The sequence below is a fragment of the Paracoccus salsus genome, from assembly GCF_021556615.1.
Taxonomy (GTDB): Bacteria; Pseudomonadota; Alphaproteobacteria; order Rhodobacterales; family Rhodobacteraceae; genus Paracoccus; species Paracoccus salsus.
Window position 1 is genome coordinate 399,100 of the sequence record NZ_JAKGGD010000002.1, and the last position, 21,095, is coordinate 420,194.

Annotated in this window: 17 protein-coding genes; 10 read left to right on the top strand and 7 right to left on the bottom strand. The window is 66.0% G+C overall.

All coding sequences use genetic code 11. The features are described from left to right. Positions 1–66: 66 nt before the first annotated feature. Positions 67–1,587, bottom strand: coding sequence for an MORN repeat-containing protein (locus tag L1965_RS05245; RefSeq protein WP_439332051.1), 1,521 nt, complete (start codon positions 1,585–1,587; stop codon positions 67–69). Between the two features lie 121 nt (positions 1,588–1,708). Here L1965_RS05245 and L1965_RS05250 point away from each other — a divergent pair, with 121 nt between their 5' ends. Further along, complete coding sequence (locus tag L1965_RS05250) at positions 1,709–3,367, top strand: NAD+ synthase (protein WP_235755354.1); 1,659 nt, start codon at positions 1,709–1,711, stop codon at positions 3,365–3,367. A gap of 49 nt (positions 3,368–3,416) precedes the next feature. On the opposite strand, the gene L1965_RS05255 is transcribed toward L1965_RS05250, so the two are convergent. After that, a complete protein-coding gene (locus tag L1965_RS05255; RefSeq protein ID WP_235755355.1) occupies positions 3,417–4,043 on the bottom strand; it encodes a J domain-containing protein in 627 nt (208 codons plus the stop codon). Positions 4,044–4,123: 80 nt separating this feature from the next. Between L1965_RS05255 and L1965_RS05260 the strand changes: the two genes are divergently transcribed. The 5 genes from L1965_RS05260 (at position 4,124) to L1965_RS05280 (ending at position 9,853) form a co-directional block, all read left to right on the top strand. Beyond that, positions 4,124–4,375 (top strand): BolA family protein, encoded by a 252-nt coding sequence (locus L1965_RS05260; RefSeq protein WP_439332052.1) that lies wholly within the window; start codon positions 4,124–4,126, stop codon positions 4,373–4,375. Between the two features lie 81 nt (positions 4,376–4,456). After that, entirely contained in the window at positions 4,457–5,422 is a 966-nt protein-coding gene (gene glpX / locus L1965_RS05265) for a class II fructose-bisphosphatase (RefSeq protein ID WP_235755356.1), read from the top strand. Positions 5,423–5,494: 72 nt separating this feature from the next. Next, positions 5,495–7,237: a single-stranded-DNA-specific exonuclease RecJ gene (gene recJ / locus L1965_RS05270; protein ID WP_235755357.1), complete on the top strand. Its 1,743-nt coding sequence runs from the start codon at positions 5,495–5,497 to the stop codon at positions 7,235–7,237. Positions 7,238–7,364: 127 nt separating this feature from the next. Further along, entirely contained in the window at positions 7,365–8,057 is a 693-nt protein-coding gene (locus tag L1965_RS05275; RefSeq protein ID WP_235755358.1) for a metal-dependent hydrolase, read from the top strand. Next, positions 8,054–9,853 (top strand): aminopeptidase P family protein, encoded by a 1,800-nt coding sequence (locus tag L1965_RS05280; protein ID WP_439332053.1) that lies wholly within the window; start codon positions 8,054–8,056, stop codon positions 9,851–9,853. Before L1965_RS05275 ends, L1965_RS05280 begins: the two co-directional genes overlap by 4 nt. Positions 9,854–9,923: 70 nt before the next feature. On the opposite strand, the gene L1965_RS05285 is transcribed toward L1965_RS05280, so the two are convergent. Then, positions 9,924–10,592: an SDR family NAD(P)-dependent oxidoreductase gene (locus L1965_RS05285; protein WP_235755359.1), complete on the bottom strand. Its 669-nt coding sequence runs from the start codon at positions 10,590–10,592 to the stop codon at positions 9,924–9,926. Between the two features lie 172 nt (positions 10,593–10,764). On the opposite strand from L1965_RS05285, the gene L1965_RS05290 reads away from it, so the two are divergent. Next, the gene (locus L1965_RS05290; RefSeq protein WP_235755360.1) at positions 10,765–11,541 is read left to right on the top strand and encodes an aspartate/glutamate racemase family protein; all 777 of its coding nucleotides are present in this window, start codon (positions 10,765–10,767) and stop codon (positions 11,539–11,541) included. Positions 11,542–11,632: 91 nt separating this feature from the next. Here L1965_RS05290 and gltA read toward each other — a convergent pair whose 3' ends face one another. After that, the gene (gene gltA, locus L1965_RS05295) at positions 11,633–12,925 is read right to left on the bottom strand and encodes a citrate synthase (protein WP_235755361.1); all 1,293 of its coding nucleotides are present in this window, start codon (positions 12,923–12,925) and stop codon (positions 11,633–11,635) included. Positions 12,926–12,997: 72 nt separating this feature from the next. Then, positions 12,998–14,395: a glutamate--tRNA ligase gene (gene gltX, locus L1965_RS05300; RefSeq protein ID WP_235755362.1), complete on the bottom strand. Its 1,398-nt coding sequence runs from the start codon at positions 14,393–14,395 to the stop codon at positions 12,998–13,000. A 114-nt stretch (positions 14,396–14,509) separates the two neighbouring features. Between gltX and L1965_RS05305 the strand changes: the two genes are divergently transcribed. Next, positions 14,510–16,729 (top strand): ComEC/Rec2 family competence protein, encoded by a 2,220-nt coding sequence (locus tag L1965_RS05305; RefSeq protein WP_235755363.1) that lies wholly within the window; start codon positions 14,510–14,512, stop codon positions 16,727–16,729. Positions 16,730–16,750: 21 nt separating this feature from the next. On the opposite strand, the gene L1965_RS05310 is transcribed toward L1965_RS05305, so the two are convergent. After that, positions 16,751–18,115, bottom strand: coding sequence for an aminotransferase (locus L1965_RS05310; protein ID WP_439332054.1), 1,365 nt, complete (start codon positions 18,113–18,115; stop codon positions 16,751–16,753). Positions 18,116–18,297: 182 nt separating this feature from the next. Here L1965_RS05310 and L1965_RS05315 point away from each other — a divergent pair, with 182 nt between their 5' ends. Beyond that, positions 18,298–18,753, top strand: a complete 456-nt coding sequence (locus tag L1965_RS05315; protein ID WP_235755365.1) for a DUF2380 domain-containing protein — start codon at positions 18,298–18,300, stop codon at positions 18,751–18,753. Positions 18,754–18,858: 105 nt separating this feature from the next. On the opposite strand, the gene L1965_RS05320 is transcribed toward L1965_RS05315, so the two are convergent. Further along, positions 18,859–19,341 carry an SRPBCC family protein gene (locus L1965_RS05320; RefSeq protein ID WP_235755366.1) on the bottom strand — a complete coding sequence of 161 codons (483 nt, stop codon included), beginning with the start codon at positions 19,339–19,341 and terminating at the stop codon, positions 18,859–18,861. Between the two features lie 298 nt (positions 19,342–19,639). On the opposite strand from L1965_RS05320, the gene miaB reads away from it, so the two are divergent. Next, positions 19,640–20,971 (top strand): tRNA (N6-isopentenyl adenosine(37)-C2)-methylthiotransferase MiaB, encoded by a 1,332-nt coding sequence (miaB, locus tag L1965_RS05325; protein WP_235755367.1) that lies wholly within the window; start codon positions 19,640–19,642, stop codon positions 20,969–20,971. Positions 20,972–21,095 lie beyond the last annotated feature (124 nt).

The window sequence follows — 21,095 nt, forward strand, 5'->3', positions numbered from 1 at the left end:
TCGCGGTCGTCGCGCGGGACCGGCGCGGCCGGGATCCGGCAAAACCGCCCGACTTCGATGTGCCTGTCAGTCGCCCCCGGAAGGCAAAGCGTCGGCCGGCATGTCGGGCGCGCTGACATCCTCGGCCGCGCCGGAGGGTACGTCCCGGCCATCCGGCACGGCCGAAGGGGTTGCCGCCGGGCTCTGGGCGGAGGGTTCATCGGCGTCGATCAGCCGGTTGTCCTGCCACTTGCCCGACGCCACCTGTCCTGTCGCATAGCGCATGACGCCCTGTCCCTGACGCTTGCCCGCCTCGAAATGGCCTTCATAGCGGTCGCCATTGGCATAGGTCGCGATCCCGTCGCCGTCGATCTCGCCCGCGATCCAGCCGCCCTCGTAGACGAACCCGTCGGGTGTGGTCAGCTTGCCCTGACCTTCCCGAAGCCCGTTCGCGAAGATGCCGGTATAGACCGTGCCGTCGGGGTAGGTCGCCTGCCCCTCGCCGTGGCGCTGGCCGTCCTTCCAGGCGCCGGTATAGACATAACCGTCGGGATAGGTCATCCGGCCCTGCCCGTCGTTGCGGGCGTTCCGGAAGCTGCCCTCATAGACCATGCCATTGGCATAGGTGGCCTTGCCATCGCCGTCGATCACGCCCCCGACCCACTGGCCCTCATAGGTGGAACCGTCGGGATAGGTTATCTTTCCGCGGCCGTCGGGGCGGTCGGCCTTCATCTGGCCGACATAGACCGAGCCGTCGGGATAGGTGATCTGGCCGCTACCCTCCATCCGCCCCTCGACCCAGTCGCCGGAATAGACATAGCCGTCCGTGCCCGTGAACGTGCCCTTGCCATGGCGTCGGTCGGCCCTGAACTGGCCGTCATAGACATCGCCATTGGCATAGGTCGCGATGCCCTGCCCCTCGCGCTTGCCGTTGTGCATCTGGCCTTCGTACCGGTCGCCCGAAGCCTGGACCAGCACGCCCGTGCCCGACATCTGGCCGGCTGACCAGATGCCGTCGTAGGTCATGCCGTCGGCCATGGTCAGCTTGCCGCGCCCGGCGCGCTGGCCGGCCAGCATGCCACCCTCGTAGATCGCGCCATCGGGATAGGTGATCCTGCCCTGGCCCTCTTTCACGCCGGAATTCCAGTCGCCCTCGTAACGATAACCGTTCGGCTGCGTCAGAACGCCCTTGCCCTGATGCAGGCCGCGGACGAACTGGCCCTTGTAGACGCTGCCGTTGGCGTAGTGCGCCTCGCCCTCTCCGGTGATCTCGCCGGCGATCCAGTCGCCCTGATAGGTGCCGCCATCGGCATAGGTGATCTTGCCCTTGCCGTCCGGCTTGCCCCTGGCGAAATGCCCGACATAGACCGAACCGTTGGGGAAAGTCGCGGTGCCCTGACCCAGGATCTCGCCCTCGACCCAGTCGCCTTCGTAGCGATAACCGTTGGGCAGAGTGTAGCTGCCCTGTCCGTGCTGGCGTCCGTTGCGGAACGTGCCTTCGTAAACTCCGCCATCGTCATATTGCTTGGTGATGACCTGTGCATCCGCGCCAAGACCCGCCGCCATCAGCGCCAGCGCCACCGCCCCTGCCCGAACTGCTGCCTTCATCGCCCGCATCCTTCGTCTTTTGCACCATGGTCTAGCGCAGGGCGACCGCACGCGCAAAGGCCGACTTTTCCTTTCCGGCGGCTTCCCCTATCACAGAGACGCGAAAACACGAGGCCCTGCCATGACCGATCGCTTCCGCCTGACCATCGGCCAGCTGAACGCCACCGTGGGCGACCTGCCCGGCAATGCAGCCACGGCGCGCGAGGCATGGGCGGCGGCGCGCGAGGCCGGGGCCGACATGCTGGCCCTGCCCGAGATGTTCATCACCGGCTATCAGACCCAGGACCTGGTGCTGAAGCCGGCCTTCACACGGCAGGCCGAGGCGGCCGTGATGACGTTGGGTGAAAGCTGCACCGGCGGTCCGGCCATCGGCATCGGCGGGCCGTGGCGCGATGGAGACAGGCTTTACAACGCCTATTGGGTCTTCAGGGATGGCCGGCTGATCGCCCGCGTGCTGAAGCATCACCTGCCCTACAAGCAGCTTTTCGACGAGCTGCGGCTGTTCGACAGCGGCCCGATCAGCGGGCCCTATCCGGTCGGGGCCGCGCGCATCGGCAGCCCGATCTGCGAGGACAGCTGGTATCCCGACGTGGCCGAGACACTGGCGGAAACCGGCGCCGAGATCCTGATCGTGCCGAATGGCAGCCCCTATCACCGCGAGAAGCTGGACCTGCGGATGGGCCACATGGTCGGCCGTGTGGTCGAGACCGGCCTGCCGCTGGTCTATGTGAACATGGTCGGCGGGCAGGACGACCAGCTTTATGACGGCGCCAGCTTCGTGCTGAACCCCGGCGGCAACAAGGTGGTGCAACTGCCGCCCTTTGCCGAAATGCTGGCGCATGTCGATTTCACGCGCGGCCCGGAAGGATGGCGGGCCGAGCCCGGCCTGATGGCGCCACAGCCCGACGCGTGGGAGCAGGATTATCACGCGATGATGCTGGGCCTACGGGAATATCTGCACAAATCGGGCTTTCGCAAGGTCGTGCTGGGCCTGTCGGGTGGAATCGATTCCGCGCTGGTCGCGACGATCGCGGCCGACGCGATCGGTCCGGAAAACGTGCGCTGCGTCATGCTGCCTTCGGAGTACACGTCGCAGGCCAGCCTTGACGACGCCGCCGACTGCGCGGGGCGCCTGGGCGCGCGGCTGGACACGGTCCATATCGAGGGCGCGCGCGACGCCGTGGGCGCGGCACTGGCGCATCTGATGAAGGGCACCAGTCCCGACACGACCGAAGAAAATATCCAGTCCCGTCTGCGCGGCGTGATGCTGATGGCGATTTCCAACAAGTTCAACGAGATGCTGCTGACCACCGGCAACAAGTCCGAGGTCGCGGTGGGCTATGCCACGATCTATGGCGACATGGCCGGCGGCTATAACCCGATCAAGGATCTCTACAAGACCCGCGTGTTCGAAACCTGCCGGTGGCGCAACGCCAATCACCGCGACTGGATGATGGGCCCCGGGGAAGAGGTCATCCCGCCGCAGATCATCAGCAAGCCCCCCTCTGCCGAGTTGCGTCCCGACCAGAAGGACGAGGATTCGCTGCCGCCCTACGAGGTGCTGGATGCAATTCTGGAAGGGCTGGTCGAGAAGGATCTGGCGCTGACCGATCTGGTCGCGCAGGGCTTTGACGCCGACACCGTCCGCAAGGTCGAAAAGCTGCTGTATATCAGCGAATGGAAGCGGTACCAGGCGGCCCCCGGACCGCGCATCTCGACACGGGCCTTCTGGCTGGACCGCCGCTATCCGCTGGTCAACCGCTGGCGCGACGAATTGTGACGCCGGTGCGGCACGCACCCAGGCCGGAAGGCGGGCCCGATGCAAGCGCTCACTCGCGGAAGAAGCGGCTTTCCTTGACCTGATCCCAGGCCCACACCACTTCGGCCAATCTGTCCTCGTCCGAACGATCGCCGCCATTCATGTCGGGGTGCAGGTCCTTGACCAGTGATTTGTACTGCTTGCGGATCTCGGTCCGGGTCCAGTGATCCTTGGCCTCCAGGATCTCCAGCGCCTTGCGCTCGGTGGGCGGCAGCTTGCGGCTGACGCGAGCGCGCGCTTCGGGCGAGGTGCCGTTGGCGCCGAGGATCTCGTGCGGGTCGCTGACACCATGCCGGGCCCAGGCCTGTTCCTGGGCGGCGCGACCGAAGGGCTTGGTCGGGCGCTCCCAGACCGTGGCATTGTCAAGGAATTGCTGGAACTCCTCTTCGCTCTGGCCCTGAAAATAATTCCAGTTCGCGTTGTATTCGCGTACATGGTCTTTGCAGAACCAGAAATAATCATCCAGTTTGCGCGGGTTCTTGGGCGCGCGATACTGGCCGGGCTCTTGGCAGCCATGCTTTTCACAGATTCGGGTCGACGTCTCGAACGCGCCGGACATGCCGCGACGACCCTTGTTGCGCCGCTTCTTGTCCTTGGCGGCGGAGATGTCGAATCCGAACGGGTCGTTACTGCTCATTCTGGGGCACCTTTGCGACTCGGAGGCGGCAGTTTAGGGTATTTCACGGCACATGAAAGGTCTTGACGGAGGATATGCGGATGATCGAGGACGAGATGCGGCAGCGACTGGCCACGCTGGAACCCAGCCGGCTGGAGGTGATCGACGAAAGCGACGACCACCGCGGGCATGCCGGCTATCGAGAAGGCGGGCAAAGCCATTTCCGCATCCGCATGGCCAGCCCGGCCTTTGCCGGAAAAAGCCGGCTGCAGCGGCATCGCCTTGTCCATGGCGCGCTTGGCGACATCGTGCCACGCATCCACGCGCTTGCGCTTGAGCTGGCGGATTGCTGATCCGTTAGCGCCGTCAGGCTTGCCGGACTTCGGGGTGGCGCGTAGAAGCCGGGCTGAGCAGTGGTAAAGAGGGAAGAGGTCATGACCGCGCCGAAGGATTTCAACGATCGCATGCTGTCTCTGGGGCTGGCGCGCGTCAGCGAGGCGGCCGCGCATGCCTCGGCCCGGCTGATCGGCCGCGGGGACGAGAAGGCCGCCGATCAGGCCGCCGTCAATGCCATGCGAGATCAGCTGAACATGCTCGACATCAAGGGCGTTGTCGTGATCGGCGAGGGCGAGCGCGACGAGGCCCCGATGCTGTATATCGGCGAAGAGGTCGGTAACGGCAACGGCCCCGAGGTGGATATCGCGCTGGACCCGCTGGAGGGCACCACGCTGACCGCAAAGGACATGCCGAACGCCCTGACCGTCATCGCCATGGCGCCGCGCGGCACTTTGCTGCACGCGCCCGACGTGTATATGGACAAGCTGGCGATCGGACCCGGCTACGACAAGGACGTGGTCAGCCTGGCGATGGCGCCGGCCGAGCGGGTCCAGGCGCTGGCCAGGGCGCGCGGCTGCAAGGACAGCGACATCACCGTCTGCATCCTCGAACGTCCGCGACACGAAGAGATGATCGCCGAGGTCCGCCAGACAGGCGCGGCGATCCGGCTGATCACCGATGGTGACGTGGCTGGCGTCATCCATTGCGCCGAGGCCGAACTGACCGGCATCGACATGTATATGGGTTCGGGCGGCGCCCCCGAAGGCGTCCTCGCCGCGGCGGCGCTGAAATGCATGGGCGGCCAGATGTGGGGCCGGCTGCTGTTCAGGAACGACGACGAGAAGGGCCGGGCGAAAAAGGCCGGCATCACCGATCTGGACCGCATCTATGCGCGCGACGATCTGGTGACGGCGGACGTGATCTTCGCGGCCACCGGAGTCACCAACGGGTCGATCGTGGCGGGCGTCAAGCGCGAGCCCGGATATCTGACGACCGAAACGATCCTGATGCGATCGAAGACCGGCTCGGTGCGCCGGATGATCTATCGCAACCCGGCGAAGTAGAAAGCGGGGGCGCTGCCCCCGTCCCCGCGAGACTCATCGCGGATATCCGAACCACAGCAAAGGCCGCGCATCGTGACGTTCCTGGGCATCGAGCAATCGCTGACCGGCCGGCGCTGGATCGGCCCCGAGGCGGCCGTCGAGCGGCTGTCGCAGGCTCTGGCGCAGAAGACCGCGCTGCCTCTGGCGGTGGCGCGCGTGCTTGCCGAGCGGGGCGTCGAGGCCGAGTCTGCGGCCGCTTTCCTGACGCCCAGGCTTCGCGACCTGTTGCCGGATCCTTCGACCCTGCGCGACATGGAGGCGGCGGCGGCGCGGATCGTGGCGGCGGCCGAGGCCGGCGAGAGGATCGCGATCTTCGCCGATTATGACGTCGATGGCGGCACCTCGGCCGCGCTGCTGCTGGACTGGCTGCGCGCTCAGGGACGCGAAGCCACGCTTTATGTGCCGGACCGGATTGACGAGGGCTACGGGCCGAACGCTCCGGCAATGGCGGGCCTGGCCGACGCGCATGACCTGATCGTCTGCGTGGATTGCGGCACGCTGAGCCATGACGCGCTGGCGGCGGCCGCAGGCACGGATGTGATCGTTCTGGATCACCATCTGGGCGGCGAGACGCTGCCGCCTGCGCTGGCCGTGGTGAACCCCAACCGCGCGGACGAGGACGGCGCGCTGGGGCATCTGTGCGCGGCAGGCGTGGTGTTCCTGACCCTCGTCCAGGCAGGACGCGAACTGCGCAGGCTGGGCCGACCCGAACCGGACCTGATGGGCCTGCTGGATCTGGTGGCGCTGGCGACCATTGCGGATGTCGCGCCGCTGGTCGGCGTCAATCGCGCCTTCGTGCGGACCGGCCTGGCGATCATGGCCCGGCGGAAGCGGCCGGGGCTGGTCGCGCTGTCCGATGTGGCGCGGCTGGACGGGCCGCCCAACGCCTTTCATCTGGGCTTCCTGCTGGGTCCGCGCATCAATGCCGGCGGGCGCGTGGGGCGCGCCGATCTGGGGGCGCTGTGCCTGTCGTGCCGGGATCCTCATGAGGCTGGCCGGCTGGCCGCGCAGCTGGACGCGTTGAACCGCGACCGCCGCGCGATCGAGACCGCCGTACGCGGCGAGGCGCTGGCGCAGGTCGAGGCGCGCGGCGATGGCGCGCTGTCCTGGGCCGCCGGCGAAGGCTGGCATCCGGGCGTGGTGGGGATCGTCGCGGCGCGGGTCAAGGAGGCGACCGACCTGCCCTCGGTCGTCATCGGCGTCGAGCGCGGTATCGGAAAGGGGTCGGCGCGTTCGGTGCCCGGCGTCGATCTGGGCCGGGCGATCCAGCGGCTTGCGCACGAGGGTCTTCTGATCAAGGGCGGCGGACACGAGATGGCGGCCGGCCTGACCGTGGCCGAAGACCGGATCGGCCCGGCGATGGAGCGGCTGGCCGAGTTGATCGCGCCTGCGCTTGCAGCGCGCAGCGGCGGGCGCGACTTGCGGATCTCGGGCCTGCTCGAAGCTGGAGGCGCGACGCCGCAGATGTTTCGCCAGCTGGAGGATGCGGGCCCCTTTGGTCAGGCCGCGCCCGCGCCGCGCTTCGCCTTTGCCGATCAGGTGATCGACAGCGCCGCCACCATGGGCGACAGCCATCTGCGGCTGAATTTTCGCACCCCCGGCGGACCGGCGCTGGAGGCGGTTGCATGGGGCGCGATGAACGGGCCGCTCGGGCCCGCGCTGATCGGCGCAAAAGGGCGCCGCTTTCACCTGGCCGGCAAGCTTGAACTGTCGACATGGGGCGGGCGCGAGCGGCTTCGCCTGCGACTGGACGACGCCGCCCCGCCCCGTGCGTGACGATCCCGTGCGTGACGATCCCGGCGCGTGACGATCCCGAAGCCGCAAGACCGCCGACCGCCCTCACGGCTGGCCATGCCGTCCCGGCGCGGTTAACCTGCCGCGCAGCTTGCAACAGGAGGCAGCGATGAAACTGACCTGGCTTGGCCATTCCGGATTCCGGCTCGAGATCGAGGACGCGGTGATCCTGATCGACCCCTGGCTTTCCGGCAACCCCGTCTTCCCCGAGGGCCGTCGCGACGCGGCCATTGGCGGCGCCACCCATGTCCTGCTGACCCACGGGCATGGCGATCATTCAGGCGACACGGTGGCCATCGCGAAAGAGCTGAATATCCCGGTCGCCGGCATCTATGATCTGATCAACAGCTGGTCCACGCATCACGGCATCGAGGGTATCGGCTTCAACAAGGGGGGCACGGTCGATCTGGGCGGCGCGAAGGTCACGATGGTCAACGCCAGCCATTCCAGCTCGCTGGATGGCGCCGACGGGCCTGTCTATGCAGGGCACGAATCCGGCTACATGATCGCGGGTGAGGGCCACACGATCTATGTGTCGGGCGATACCGACATCATGGCCGACATGCAGTGGATGGGCGAGTTGCACCAGCCCGATATCGGCATCCTGTGTGCTGGCGGCCATTTCACCATGGACATGAAGCGCGCGGCCTTCGCGGCGCGGAAATATTTCGCCTTCCGGACCGTCATCCCCTGTCACTACAAGACCTTCCCGCTGCTGGAACAGTCCGCGCAGGCACTGAAGGACGGCTTGCCCGATGTCGATGTGATCGAACCCGAGGTGATGAAGGCGATCGAATTTTGAGCTTGCAGAGCTTCGACGATCCCGCCGCGGGCGACGATCACCCCGGCCGACTGGCCGGTCTTCGCGCCAGGATGCGCGAATTGCGGCTTGATGCCTTTGTCATTCCCCGCGCCGACGCCCATCAGGGCGAGTATGTCGCCGATGCCGATGCAAGGCTGGCCTGGCTGACGGGTTTCACGGGCAGCGCGGGCTTTGCGATCGTCACGCATGACCGGGCCGGCGTCTTCACCGACGGTCGCTATCGTGTTCAGGTCAAGTCGCAGATCGACCTCGCCCATTTCACGCCGGTGCCGTGGCCGGAGACGAGGCCCTCGGACTGGCTGCGCGAGGCCCTGCCAGACGGCGGTCGCGCCGGTTTCGATCCGTGGCTGCATACCCGCAAGGAAATCGAGGGGATGGAGAACGGGCTGGCTGACAGCGGCATCGGCCTGATCGCCGTCCAGACCAACCCGATAGACACGATATGGCTGGACCGCCCTGCGCCGCCGGTCGGCGCGGCCCGCGCGCATGACGATGCCCTTGCCGGCGAATCCTCGACGCACAAGCGCGCGCGGCTGGCGCAGCACCTGCGCGACGAAGGGCAGGCGGCGGCCTTCCTGTCGCTGCCTGATTCGATCTCGTGGCTGCTGAACATCCGTGGCAGCGACGTGCCCAAGAACCCGATCGTGCAAGGCTTTGCGGTGCTGTCCGACAAGGGTCACCTGGCGTTGTTTGCCGATCCGGACAAGTTCGACCATGCGCTGCGCGACCATCTGGGCAGCGAGGTCTCGATCCTGCATCCCGAAGGGCTGGCCGCCGCGCTTCTGGATCTGAAGGGGCCGGTCCGGATCGACCCCGCGACCGCGCCCGAGGCGGCATTCCGCCTGCTTGAACAGGCCGGCGCCGACATCGTCCGCGGCGCGGACCCGGCGATCCTGCCGAAAGCGCGCAAGAACGCCACCGAATTGCGCGGCATGCGCGCGGCTCATCGTCGCGACGGGGCGGCGATGGTGCGCCTTCTGGCATGGCTTGACGGGCAGGACCCGGCGGCGCTGACCGAGATCGACGTGGTCCGAAAGCTTGAATCCCTGCGCCGCGATGCCGGCATCCTGGACATCAGCTTCGACACGATCAGTGGCGCCGGACCGCACGGAGCGATCGTGCATTACCGCGTGACGGAAAGCACCAACCGGCGCCTCGCGCGGGGCGAGATGATGCTGATCGATTCGGGAGGGCAGTATCCCGACGGCACGACGGATATCACCCGCACCCTGTCGCTGGGGCCACCTCCGCAGGACGCCGTCGCGCCCTATACCGCAGTTCTGCGCGGGATGATCGCGATCAGCAGGGCACGATTTCCGCATGGCGTTTCGGGCGCGCATCTTGACGCCCTCGCGCGCCAGTTCCTGTGGCAGCAGGGTCTGGACTATGACCATGGCACCGGTCACGGCGTCGGTGCGGCGCTCTGCGTTCATGAGGGGCCGGTGCGCATCAGCCGGGCAAGCGACCTGCCGCTGGAGACAGGCATGATCCTGTCGAACGAGCCCGGCTATTATCGCGAAGGGGCATTCGGCATCCGGATCGAGAACCTGGTCGCCGTGATCGAGGCGGATGCCGAGCCGGGCCGCCGCATGATGCAGTTCGAGACGCTGACCCTGTGTCCGATCGACACAAGCGCCATCGATCGCGCGGCGCTGTCGCGGGATGAAAAGGCCTGGCTGGACGCCTATCACGCAACGGTCCGCGACGCGCTGTCGCCCCTGCTGGACGAGGCCACGCAACGCTGGCTGCAAGACGCGACCGCGCCGATCGGCTGAGCCCAGGCCCGTCTCTTCGTTGCGACGACCGTGCGGCCCTGATCGGATGATGGAGCCGTGGCGCGGTTGCCTAAAGCGCCGTCAGGATCCGCTCGGCCTCGGACGCGCACGGAGTCAGCCCGGCGCGATCCTCGCCCGGAAAGAACCTCGCCCTTACCGCGGTCGGCATCGGCGCGGGGCTGTCGATGACGACCCGCGGACCGGTCCGTGCCGTTTCCGCCTGCCAGCTTCTGGCCAGCGCGATCTGCGCCGCCTTGGTCGCACCGTAAGACCCAAAGAACTTCGATCCCGCCCGCGCATCCTCGAAGAACAGCGCGGTGCCCTGCCGCAGCCTGAGGGCCGGTTCCAGCAACGCGATCAACCCGCGCACGATCTCGACATTCAGCAGCAGGGATTTCGCCCAGTCCTTGCCGTCGATATGCGGCACGGGCGACAGCGGTGCGGCATGGATCGCGCAATGCGCCCAAAGTTCCAGCCCTCCCCATCGTTCCAGGATGGACTCGGCCAGGCGCTGCATCGCGGACGCGTCGGTCACGTCCATCGGCGCCAGGGTCGCAGTGCCGCCTGCGGCACGAATCCTGTCGTCAAGCTCTTCCAGCCCGCCCACGGTCCGGGCAACGGCCAGCACGTGATAGCCACGTGCCGCCAGCGCCTCTGCCAGTGCCGCGCCCAGCCCGCGAGAGGCCCCGGTCACCAGCGCAAGCCTTGCGCCCTGCCTGTCGTTTCGATCATCGCTCATGAAAGGTCCATGCCATCAGCCTGACCAGCGCGCAAGATGTGCCACCGTCCGTTCACACCAATTCGGGTGGCCCCAGAAAAACCCCTACCAAAGACGGCTGATGATTGTTATCAATAATTGAGAACAATAATTGACATACCCCTTGGATAGAGCGTCTGACAGGAGGAACCCCATGTTTTCACGCTTCTTCGCCCTTGTTCCCGGATGGCTTCGCTCGGCGTTGCCGGCCTTCAGCCTGCTTGCCGCGCTTCTGGCGGCCCCCGCCCTCGCTCAGACACCGGGCAAGACCATCGTTCTGATCAACCCCAACTCGAATCAGAACGCCACGCAGTCGATGACCGAACTGGCCTCGCAGGCCGCAGGCGAGGGTGTCGCAGTGATCGGAGAGAGCAACGTCGACGCCCCGCCGTTGCTGACCACCCCGCAGGACATGATCAATGCCGCCTCGGGCGTGGTCGAGATCGGTCGCGCAGCAGCAAGCGATCCTTCGGTCGGCGCGATCATCGTCGCCGCGTTCAGCGACCCTGGACTTGCCGAACTGCGCGCAGCGGTGGACCTGCCGGTGTTCGGCATCGGCGAGGAGGTCTTTCACGAAGCCGCCCGCGATGGCCGCAACTTCGCGATCGTCACGGTCACCCCCGACGAGGGCCTGATCGAATCGTTTCGACAGAAGGCCGCGGCGCTTGGATACGGGGCACAGTATCGCGGCACCCGAGTGACGGAAGGTGAGCCGAACGAGCTTGTCCAGAACCCCGATCGGCTGGATGCCGCGCTGGCCGAGGCCGTGCGGGTCGCGGTCGATCAGGATGGCGCCGAAGCCGTGATCATGGGCGGCGGGCCGCTGTCCGCCTCTGCCCTTCGACTACAGCCACAATTCGACGAGCCCCTTGTCGTCGCGGTCAATGCGGCCGCGCGGGCAGCGGCAGCCGCGATCCTGGCCAGGGACTGATCCCCGGGACGCGATCCGGGATCATCATCAGGCAAGCAAGAACAAAGGGGGCGTCACCGCCCCCTTCCGCTTTCTTGCAGCAGCGCAATTCTCAGCGCTTGGACAGGTCCAGATAATCGCGCTTTTCCGAGCCGACATAGAGTTGCCGCGGGCGTCCGATCTTGTTCTGCGGATCGCTGATCATCTCTTTCCACTGCGCGATCCAGCCAACCGTGCGCGACAGGGCAAAGATCGGCGTGAACATCGCGGTCGGGAATCCCATCGCCTCAAGAATGATCCCCGAGTAGAAATCGACATTCGGATACAGCTTCTTCGAGACGAAATACTCATCCTCGAGTGCGATCCTCTCAAGCTCCTTGGCGACCTGCAGCGTCGGATTGTCGTGGATGCCCAGCATGTCCAGGACCTCGTCGGCGGATTCCTTCATGACCTTCGCGCGCGGGTCGAAGTTCTTGTAAACCCGGTGACCAAAGCCCATCAGACGGAACGGATCGTCCTTGTCCTTTGCACGGGCGATATATTCCGGGATATTCTCGACGCTGCCGATCTGGCGCAACATTTCCAGACAGGCCTGGTTTGCGCCGCCATGCGCGGGCCCCCACAGGCAGGCGATGCCGGCCGCGATGCAGGCGAACGGGTTCGCACCGGACGATCCGGCCAGACGAACCGTCGAGGTCGAGGCGTTCTGCTCGTGATCGGCATGCAGCGTGAAGATCCGATCCATCGCCTTTGCCAGCGCCGGATTGACATTGTATTTTTCGGACGGGACCGAGAAACACATGTGCAGGAAGTTCGAGGCGTAATCCAACTCGTTCTGCGGATAAACGAAGGGCTGGCCGATCGAGTATTTATAGGCCATCGCCGCGATCGTCGGCAGTTTCGCGATCAGCCGGATCGAGGCCACCTCGCGCTGCCAGGGATCGCTGATGTCTGTCGAATCGTGGTAAAAGGCAGACATCGCGCCGACCACGGCCACCATCGTCGCCATCGGGTGGGCGTCCCGGCGGAAGCCGCGGAAGAAGTATTGCATCTGCTCATGGACCATCGTGTGACGGGTCACGCGCGTCTCGAAGTCACGCAACTGATCGGCGCTGGGCAGATCGCCGTAAAGCAGCAGGAAACAGACTTCGAGGTAATGCGACTTGGCTGCCAACTGCTCGATCGGGTAGCCGCGATACCACAACTCGCCCTTGTCCCCGTCGATATAGGTGATGGTCGAATCACAGCTTGCGGTCGAGGTGAAGCCGGGGTCATAGGTGAACACACCGGCCTGGCCATACAACTTGCGGATATCCAGCACATCCGGACCCACGGTCGGACTGAGGATCTCCAGTTCGTGTTCGGCGTCGTTCAATCGCAGTGTGGCAGTCTTCGGTTCGGCCATCAAAACGTCCTTTCCGGCAGAGCCGGGCCAGGCGCGATCCAGCGCGTGTGCCCGGGCGTGTGATGGCAGGCGTCAGCCTGCCGAAACCGTCTGATCCTGCAACCGGGCCAGCGACTCGCCGCGGCCTAGCGCCGTCATCATGTCGAACACGCTGGGGGTCGCACTGCGTCCGGCCAAAGCGGCGCGCAGGGGCCCCGCAAGCTTGCCCAATCCGACACCGTTTTCCTCGGCGACCTGCTTGGCGGCCCGCTCCAGCTCGTCTCGCGTCCAGCTAGCATGCTGCACCGCGGCAGTCAATGATTTCAGCATACCACGGGATACCGGATCCAGCGCCTTGCCCGCCTTCTCGTCGATATCGACGGGCCGGTCGATCAGCGCGAACCGCGCCTGTTCCAGCAATTGCGGCAGGGTTCTGGCCTTTTCCTTCAACACCGGCAGCGCGGGGATCAGTCGGTCCTTCTGCTGCTGGGTCAAGGGCGGTGCCCCGGTCTCCGCCAGATAATCCTGCAATGCCGCAAGCAGGGCGGCGTCGTCCATCGCGCCGATATGGTGTCCGCTGACATGTTCCAGCTTCTTGAAATCCAGACGCGCAGGCGCCCGTCCGATCCCCGCCAGATCGAACCAGTTCCGGGCCTCGGCGTCGCCGAACAACTCGTCATCCCCGTGACTCCAACCAAGCCGGGCCAGGTAGTTGCGCATCGCCGCCGGTGGATAACCCAGCGACGCGAACTCGTGCAGCCCGACGGCACCATGACGCTTGGACAGTTTCTTGCCGTCCTCGCCGTGGATCAGCGGAATATGGGCGAAAACGGGTCGCCTCCAGCCCATCGCATCGTAGATCTGGATCTGACGCGCCGTGTTCGTCAGATGGTCGTCACCGCGAATCACATGCGTCACGCCCATGTCGTGATCGTCCACGACGACCGCCAGCATGTAGGTCGGTGTTCCGTCGCTGCGCAACAGCACCATGTCGTCCAATTGCTCATTGGCGACGCGCACCTCACCCTGCACGGCGTCGTCGATCACGGTCTCTCCCTCCCGAGGCGCCTTCAGACGAATCGCATAGGGCGCATCGGGCAGTTCGCCTGCCTCGCGCCACGGGCTGTTGAAGGCCTCGCGCGGATGAGTTTCGCGCCAGGCCGCGATTTCCTCGGTGGTCGAGAAGCACTTGTAGGCCGCGCCGGTCGCCAGCATCTGCCGTGCGACTTCGGCATGCCGATCCTTGCGGGCGAACTGGCTCAACGGCTCGCCGTCCCAATCCAGACCCAGCCATTCCAGCCCCTTCAGGATGGCGGCCGTCGCCTCCGGGGTCGAGCGCGCACGGTCCGTGTCCTCGATGCGCAACAGGAACTTTCCCCCCCGCCCGCGCGCATAGAGCCAGTTGAACAGCGCCGTCCGCGCGCCCCCGATATGCAGATATCCGGTGGGAGAGGGGGCGAACCGGGTGACGATCTTGGCTTGGTCGGACATCGAGGCCTTCCTGGTCGCGAATTTCGGGGCAGTCACGGCGGCGTTAACATTTTGGTAAGCAGGTCGTGCCATGGTCGTGAGCACAGATAGAGAAGCACCGCGGAAAGGACAAGAATGACCGCCCAGTCCGGCATTGCGTCGGGCCCCGTGACGGACAAGAAGGCGCCGCCCGCGCCGGACGCGCTGCCGGGATTTGCTCCGTCCCGCACCCGTGCGTCCCGGCACATGGCAAAGCGCCGACCCCGCCCGGCCGCAGCAAGCCGGGCGGGTCTGTTTGTCTGGGTGCCGGTCTGCCTGTCTGCGGGCATCGCGTTCTGGTTCGCGCTGCCGATCCTGCTCCAGCCATGGCAATGGATGCTGCTTGCCGCAGGTGCCATCGGTGCTTTCGCCACCACGCGCGCCGCCCTGCCGCTGGCCGAACGGGGACAGATCGGCTGGGTCCTCGCCGATGGGCTGCGGGTCGGTGGGATGGCCCTGGTCCTGATCGCGGTCGGCTTCGGCCTGGCTGGCCTGCGCTCGGCACAGGTCGCCGCACCGATCCTGGAATGGCGGTATTATGGTCCGGTCGAAGGGCGGCTGGTCGATATCGACCGCTCTGCCCGCGACCGCATCCGCCTGACGCTGGACCGGGTAACGTTGCGCGATCTTGCGCCCCGGAAAACTCCGGCGAGGGTGCGGCTTTCGCTGATGGACGCCGCGACCGAGAACCTGCCCGTGCTGGGGCAACGCGTCATGCTGACCGGTCATCTGGGCCCGCCATCCGGTCCCGCCTCGCCGGGCAGCTTCGATTTCAGGCAGCACGCCTGGTATCAGGAACTGGGGGCCGTGGGTTACACGCGCACCCCGATCCTTGCGATTTCTCCGCCCGAGGAGGGGTTGTGGGGCATGCACCGCGCGCGGATCGCGATCAGCACCGCCATCCAGCAGAGGATCGGCGGCCAGGAGGGCGCAGTCGCGGCCGCGCTGATGACCGGGGACCGCTCGGGCATCCATGAGAAAACCAACGAGATCATGCGCGCCTCGAACCTGTACCACATCATCTCGATCTCGGGCCTGCACATGAGCATGCTGGCCGGTTTCGTCTATGCCGCGCTGCGGCTGACGCTTGTCCTGGCGCAGGGGGTGGGCGCGCCCTTGCCACAGGCGGTTCACAAGCTTGCGGCAGTCGGCGCGCTGGCAGCGGCGGCGGCCTATCTGTGGCTGTCCGGCGGCGGGGTTGCGACCGAGCGGGCCTTCGTCATGGTTGCGGTCATGCTGTGCGCCATCCTTGTCGACCGGCGCGCGATATCGCTGCGGACCGTGTCGCTGGCCGCGACGATCATCCTTGTCTACAGCCCCGAGGCGCTGACGTCGCCGGGCTTCCAGATGAGCTTTGCCGCCACCATCGCCCTGATCCTGACATACGGGCCCTGGTCGAGGATCAGTCCGCATCTGCCGATATGGATGCGCCCGGTGCTGATGCTGCTGGTTTCCTCCTTCGTCGCGGCGCTGGCCACGTCCCCGATCGCGGCCGCGCATTTCAACCGGATGGCGCAATACGGGCTGCTGGCGAACATGCTCGTGGTGCCGGTGATGGGCACGCTGGTGATGCCGGCGGGCGTGATTGGCGCGATTCTGGCACCCATCGGGCTGGCCGGTCCGGCGCTGTGGGTGATGGGGCTTGGCACCGCCTGGATGCTGCGCGTGGCCGATTTCGTCGCAGGCCTGAACGGTGCTGTCACCGCCGTTGCACTGCCGCCTGCGGCGGTGGTTCCGCTGATGGGATTCGGCGCTGCGCTTGCCGTGTTGTGCTGGAGGCAGAAGAACGCGGCGCCACGCCCCCTGCCGATGACAGCGGGCTTTGCCCTGGGGCTTGCGATGCTGGCCACTGCCTTTGCCCTGTGGCTGAGCGCGAGCCGGCCGATGATCCTGGTCGCGCCCGAAGGCGAGGCCGTCGGCCTGATGACGCCTGCGGGTCGCGCGGTCTCGAAACCCGCCGGAGGCGCCTTCGTCGTCAACACCTGGCTGCTTGAGGATGGCGACACCGCCAACCAGGCGCAGGCTGCGGCGCGACCCGCCTGGACAGGCGATCGCCGCGACCGGCAGGCGTCACTGCCCGATGGCTGGCGGCTGCTGCATTTCACCGGCAAGGGATCGGGTCAGCGGGCCGCCGCCGGATGCCGGCCGCGCCACATCGTCGTTGCGACCGAACGCGTCGACCTGCCCGGCGGCTTGCCGCGCTGCGTGCTTCTGGACCCGTCGCGGCTGCGGCAAAGCGGGGCCGTCGCGATCGACATGACCAGCAGCGGCCCGCAACTGACGACCGTTGCAGACCGACACCGCGCACCGGGCTGACGACCGGCGACCGGCCCGGTCTCAGGCGATTTCGGCGAAGACCTCGTTCAGGGCTTGCTCCAGCTTCTCGAACATCTCGTCCATCTGCGGCTCGGTCAGGATGAAGGGCGGGCACAGAACGATCGACTGCCCCAGAGGGCGACAGATCAGACCCAGATCCGTGCAGGTGTTCGCGATACGCTCGCTGACGGACAGATCCCCATCGAACGGCGTCTTGGTCGCCTTGTCCTTCACCGCTTCCAGCGCCCACATGAAACCGACACCGCGCAACTCGCCGATATGGTCGCTGCGATCCATGATGGCGCGGAGCCCGGCCTCCATCCGCGGCGCCAGTTCTCGGACGTTTTCGGCCAGTCCCTCGTTCATCACGACATCGATGGCCTTCAAAGCGATCGCGCAGCCGACCGGATGCCCTGACGCTGTGAACCCGTGCGGAAATTCCTCGATCTCTTCCACGGCGGCCTGCAACCGGTCCGACAGTTCCGGCCCCAGGATCACCGCGCCCATCGGGAACAGCCCCGCGGTCAGGCTCTTGGAACTGATGATCGCGTCAGGCATGAAATCATAGGTCTGGCAGCCCCAGGTATTCCCGGTCCGCCCGAAACCGCAGATCACCTCGTCCGAGATCACCGGGATGGCGTGCTTGCGCAGGATCGGCAGGATCGCCTGGAAATAGCCCTTCGAGGGCGGGATGACGCCCCCCGCACCCATCACCGGCTCGGCAAAGAAGCCGGCGATGGTGTCGGCGCCCTCGCGTTCGATGGTCTCTTCCAGTTCTCGCGCGAGGCGGGCGGTAAACTCTTCCTCGGTCTCGTCCGGTTCCCCGAACCGCCAGTAATGCGGGCAGGTCAGATGGAAGAAACCGTCCAGCGGCAGGCCGAACACTTCGTTATAGGGCTTGCCGGTCATGCTGGCCGACACCACGGTCACGCCGTGATAGGCGTTCATCCGGGTCAGGATCTTGCGGCGCTTGGGGTTGCCCTCGCTGGCATGCAGGAACCACAGCATCTTGACCATGGTGTCGTTGGCCTCAGAGCCCGAGTTGGTATAGAAGACCTTGCCGCGTTCGAACGGCGACACCTCGACCAGTTTCTCGGACAGCATGACGGTCTGATCGGACATCCGCCCGAAGAACGCATGGTATCCGGGAAAACGATCGTATTGCGCCTTCGCCGCCTCGGCCAGACCCTTGTGGTCAAAGCCCGCAACCATGTTCCATAGCCCCGAATTCGCGTCGAGATAGCGCCGGCCGTTGACATCCACCACATAGGGACCCTCGCCATGCGTCAGCACAACGGCGCCGCGCTTATGGACGCTTGGCAGGTCGGTAAAACCGTAAAGCGAAAATTCGTCGGCGCGGGCTTCCCAGCTTTGGGGTTTGTTCATCGTCATGCCTCCATGGACAGGTTTGGGATGCAGGCTATCCGGCGCATGCGGGGCGTTCAATGGGCGTCAAGGCGTCGCCGGCGGATCGCCCGGGCCGTCCGCGCCCGGATCACAGGAATGATCGGGCCACCGACGAATTGCCGATTGTCCCGTTCGGGCCTACGCCCTAGGCTGCGGCAATCATGCACCGTCTCTTCATCCCCCTTCTGATCGCCTTGCTGCCGATCCCCGCACTTGCAGAGCAGACCGCGATTCTGCCGATCAAGTTTCTTGACACGTCAGGCGAAGCCCGCGACCAGCAGGACCAGCATCAGCGGCGGCTGGATATTCTGGCCGGGACGCTGCGCGATGAATTGGGCAATGCCGTCCTGATCGATGCGGCAAGCACCGCAACCTGCCAGCCGCAGACCACGGATTGCCTGCTCGCTCTTGGCCGCGACGCCGGCGGAGACCGCACGCTGTTCGTGGTCGCGCAGAAGACCAGCACGCTCATTCTGCAACTCTTCGCCAATCTGGTCGACACGGAAAGCGGCACCTTGATCCGCAGCCGCAATCTGAATTTCCGTGGCGACAACGACGATGCCTGGCGGCGCGCCGGACGCTTCCTGGCCGGGCAGATGCGCGACGCTTCGAACTAGCCGGAAGCCCGGGAACCGATGGTCGCGTTCCGCATCGCTTGGGTCATCACAGCGAGGCATCCTCTGGCCGAACGCAGACAGCGGACCGGCTTCGCCGGCTGATACTCACAATCTGGCAGCCAAGGCTTCAAGCTGGTCGGCAACCGCGTTCCAGCCCTCGTGAAAACCCATCGCCTCGTGTTCGCGGCAGGCCTCATCAGTCCAGTGACGGGCCCTCGCGACATATCTGGTGTTGCCGTCGCCGATATCCTCCAACAGGATCTCGGCCACCATGAACGGTCGGCCGGAAGGCAGCCAGCCAGGCAGCAAGGCGTCGGTAAAGACCAGCTTGCTTCCCTCGACCACCTCCAGGAAGACGCCGGTGCTGGGAATTTCCTCGCCACCGGGACCATGCATCACGGAGCTGAACTCGCCCCCCGGCCGTGCGTCCACCACGACATCCGAGACATGCCAGGGCTTGGGACAGAACCAGTCTTCCATCAGCCGGGGATCGGTCCAGCAGCGCCACAGATTGTCGCGCGGGGCGTTCAGGATGCGGTCGATGACCAACTCGTGCGACTGGGTCGGCATCGCGGTGTGACAGCTCATTTTTTCCTCGCTTCGGCCTGGTCCAGGATCAGCGTGCGACAATGCTTCAGTTGATCCGCGCTGTCGCGTGGCCTCCATCAGCCCTGTCCGTGCACTGCCCCGACCAGCTGCCGGTTCGGCGGCGCCTGACAGGGCGAATCATAGCAATCGGTCGGTCGGCCGTGCAAACGGTTTCGGCCCGCAAGGCACGGCGCGATCGGGGCCCGAGGGCCGGACCGGACCAGGCCGATGCGCATGCCCGCCTTCCCAAAGGCCGCGCTTTCATGTATCAGCGCGCGAATTCCAAGGACAGCATGACATGAGCGACCCCGCCGGCCCGGCCGCAAAGAAGCTATTCATCAAGACCTATGGCTGTCAGATGAATGTCTATGACAGCCAGCGCATGGCCGAGGCCATGGGCGCCGAGGGATATGTCCTGACAGAGGACCAGGCCGAGGCGGACATGGTCCTGCTGAACACCTGCCACATCCGTGAAAAGGCGGCCGAGAAGCTTTACAGCGATCTTGGTCGGCTGAAGCCGTTGAAAGCCGCAAGGCCCGACCTGAAGATCGGCGTGGCGGGCTGTGTCGCGCAGGCCGAGGGCGCCGAGATCATCCGCCGGATGCCGCTGGTCGATCTGGTTGTGGGGCCGCAGACCTATCACCGCCTGCCGGCGATGCTGCGTGGCGAGGCACCTGCGATCCTGACCGATTTTCCGGAAGAGGACAAATTCGACCATCTGCCGGAACGCCGGGCGACCCGCCGCGCGCCCGCGGCTTTCCTGACCGTGCAGGAAGGCTGCGACAAGTTCTGCGCCTTCTGCGTCGTGCCCTACACGCGCGGGGCAGAGGTCAGCCGACCGGTCGCGCGGATCGTGCATGAGGCACGCGACCTGGTCGCCCGCGGCGTCCGCGAGATCACCTTGCTGGGACAGAACGTCAATGGCTGGCACGGCATCGGCGAGGACGGGCGCGAATGGGGATTCGGCCGGCTGATTCGCGCGCTTGGCGACATCGAGGGGCTGGACCGCATCCGCTATACGACCAGTCATCCGAACGACATGGCCGACGACCTGATCGCGGCGCATCGCGACGTGCCGCAGTTGATGCCCTATCTGCATCTGCCGGTGCAGTCCGGCAGCGACCGGATTCTGAAGGCGATGAATCGCAGGCATACGGCCGACCAGTATCTGCGCCTGATCGATCGCATCCGCGAGGCTCGTCCGGACATGATGCTGACCAGCGACTTCATCGTCGGCTTTCCCGGCGAAACCGATCAGGACCACGATGCCACGCTGCGATTGATCGAACAGGTCGGCTTCGGCACTGCGTTCAGCTTCAAGTATTCGCCGCGGCCGGGTACGCCGGCCTATGACCGGCCCGAGGTCGAGAGCGCCGTGGCAGACGCGCGGCTGCAGGAATTGCAGGCGCTTCTGACCCGCCAGCAAAAGGCCACGCAGCAGGCCATGGTCGGCCGGACCCTCCGTGTGCTGTTCGAGAAATCGGGTCGCATGACGGGCCAGATGGTCGGCAAGTCGGATTACCTGCACTCGGTCTTTGTGGATGCTCCCGAAGCCCGGATCGGCGATCTGGCAAAGGTCCGCATCCTGGAAACTGCGGCGAATTCGCTGCGGGGCGAGTTGTCAGCCTGAAGAGGTCCTGGGCGGCATGGACGCCTCGCCCTCGACCGGCATGGGTTTGGTGCGCGGCGGACTCGCGTGATGACGCTCGCCTGACACGCGCGAAGTTGCTAGGAGTAAGCACCGGCCCCCAAGG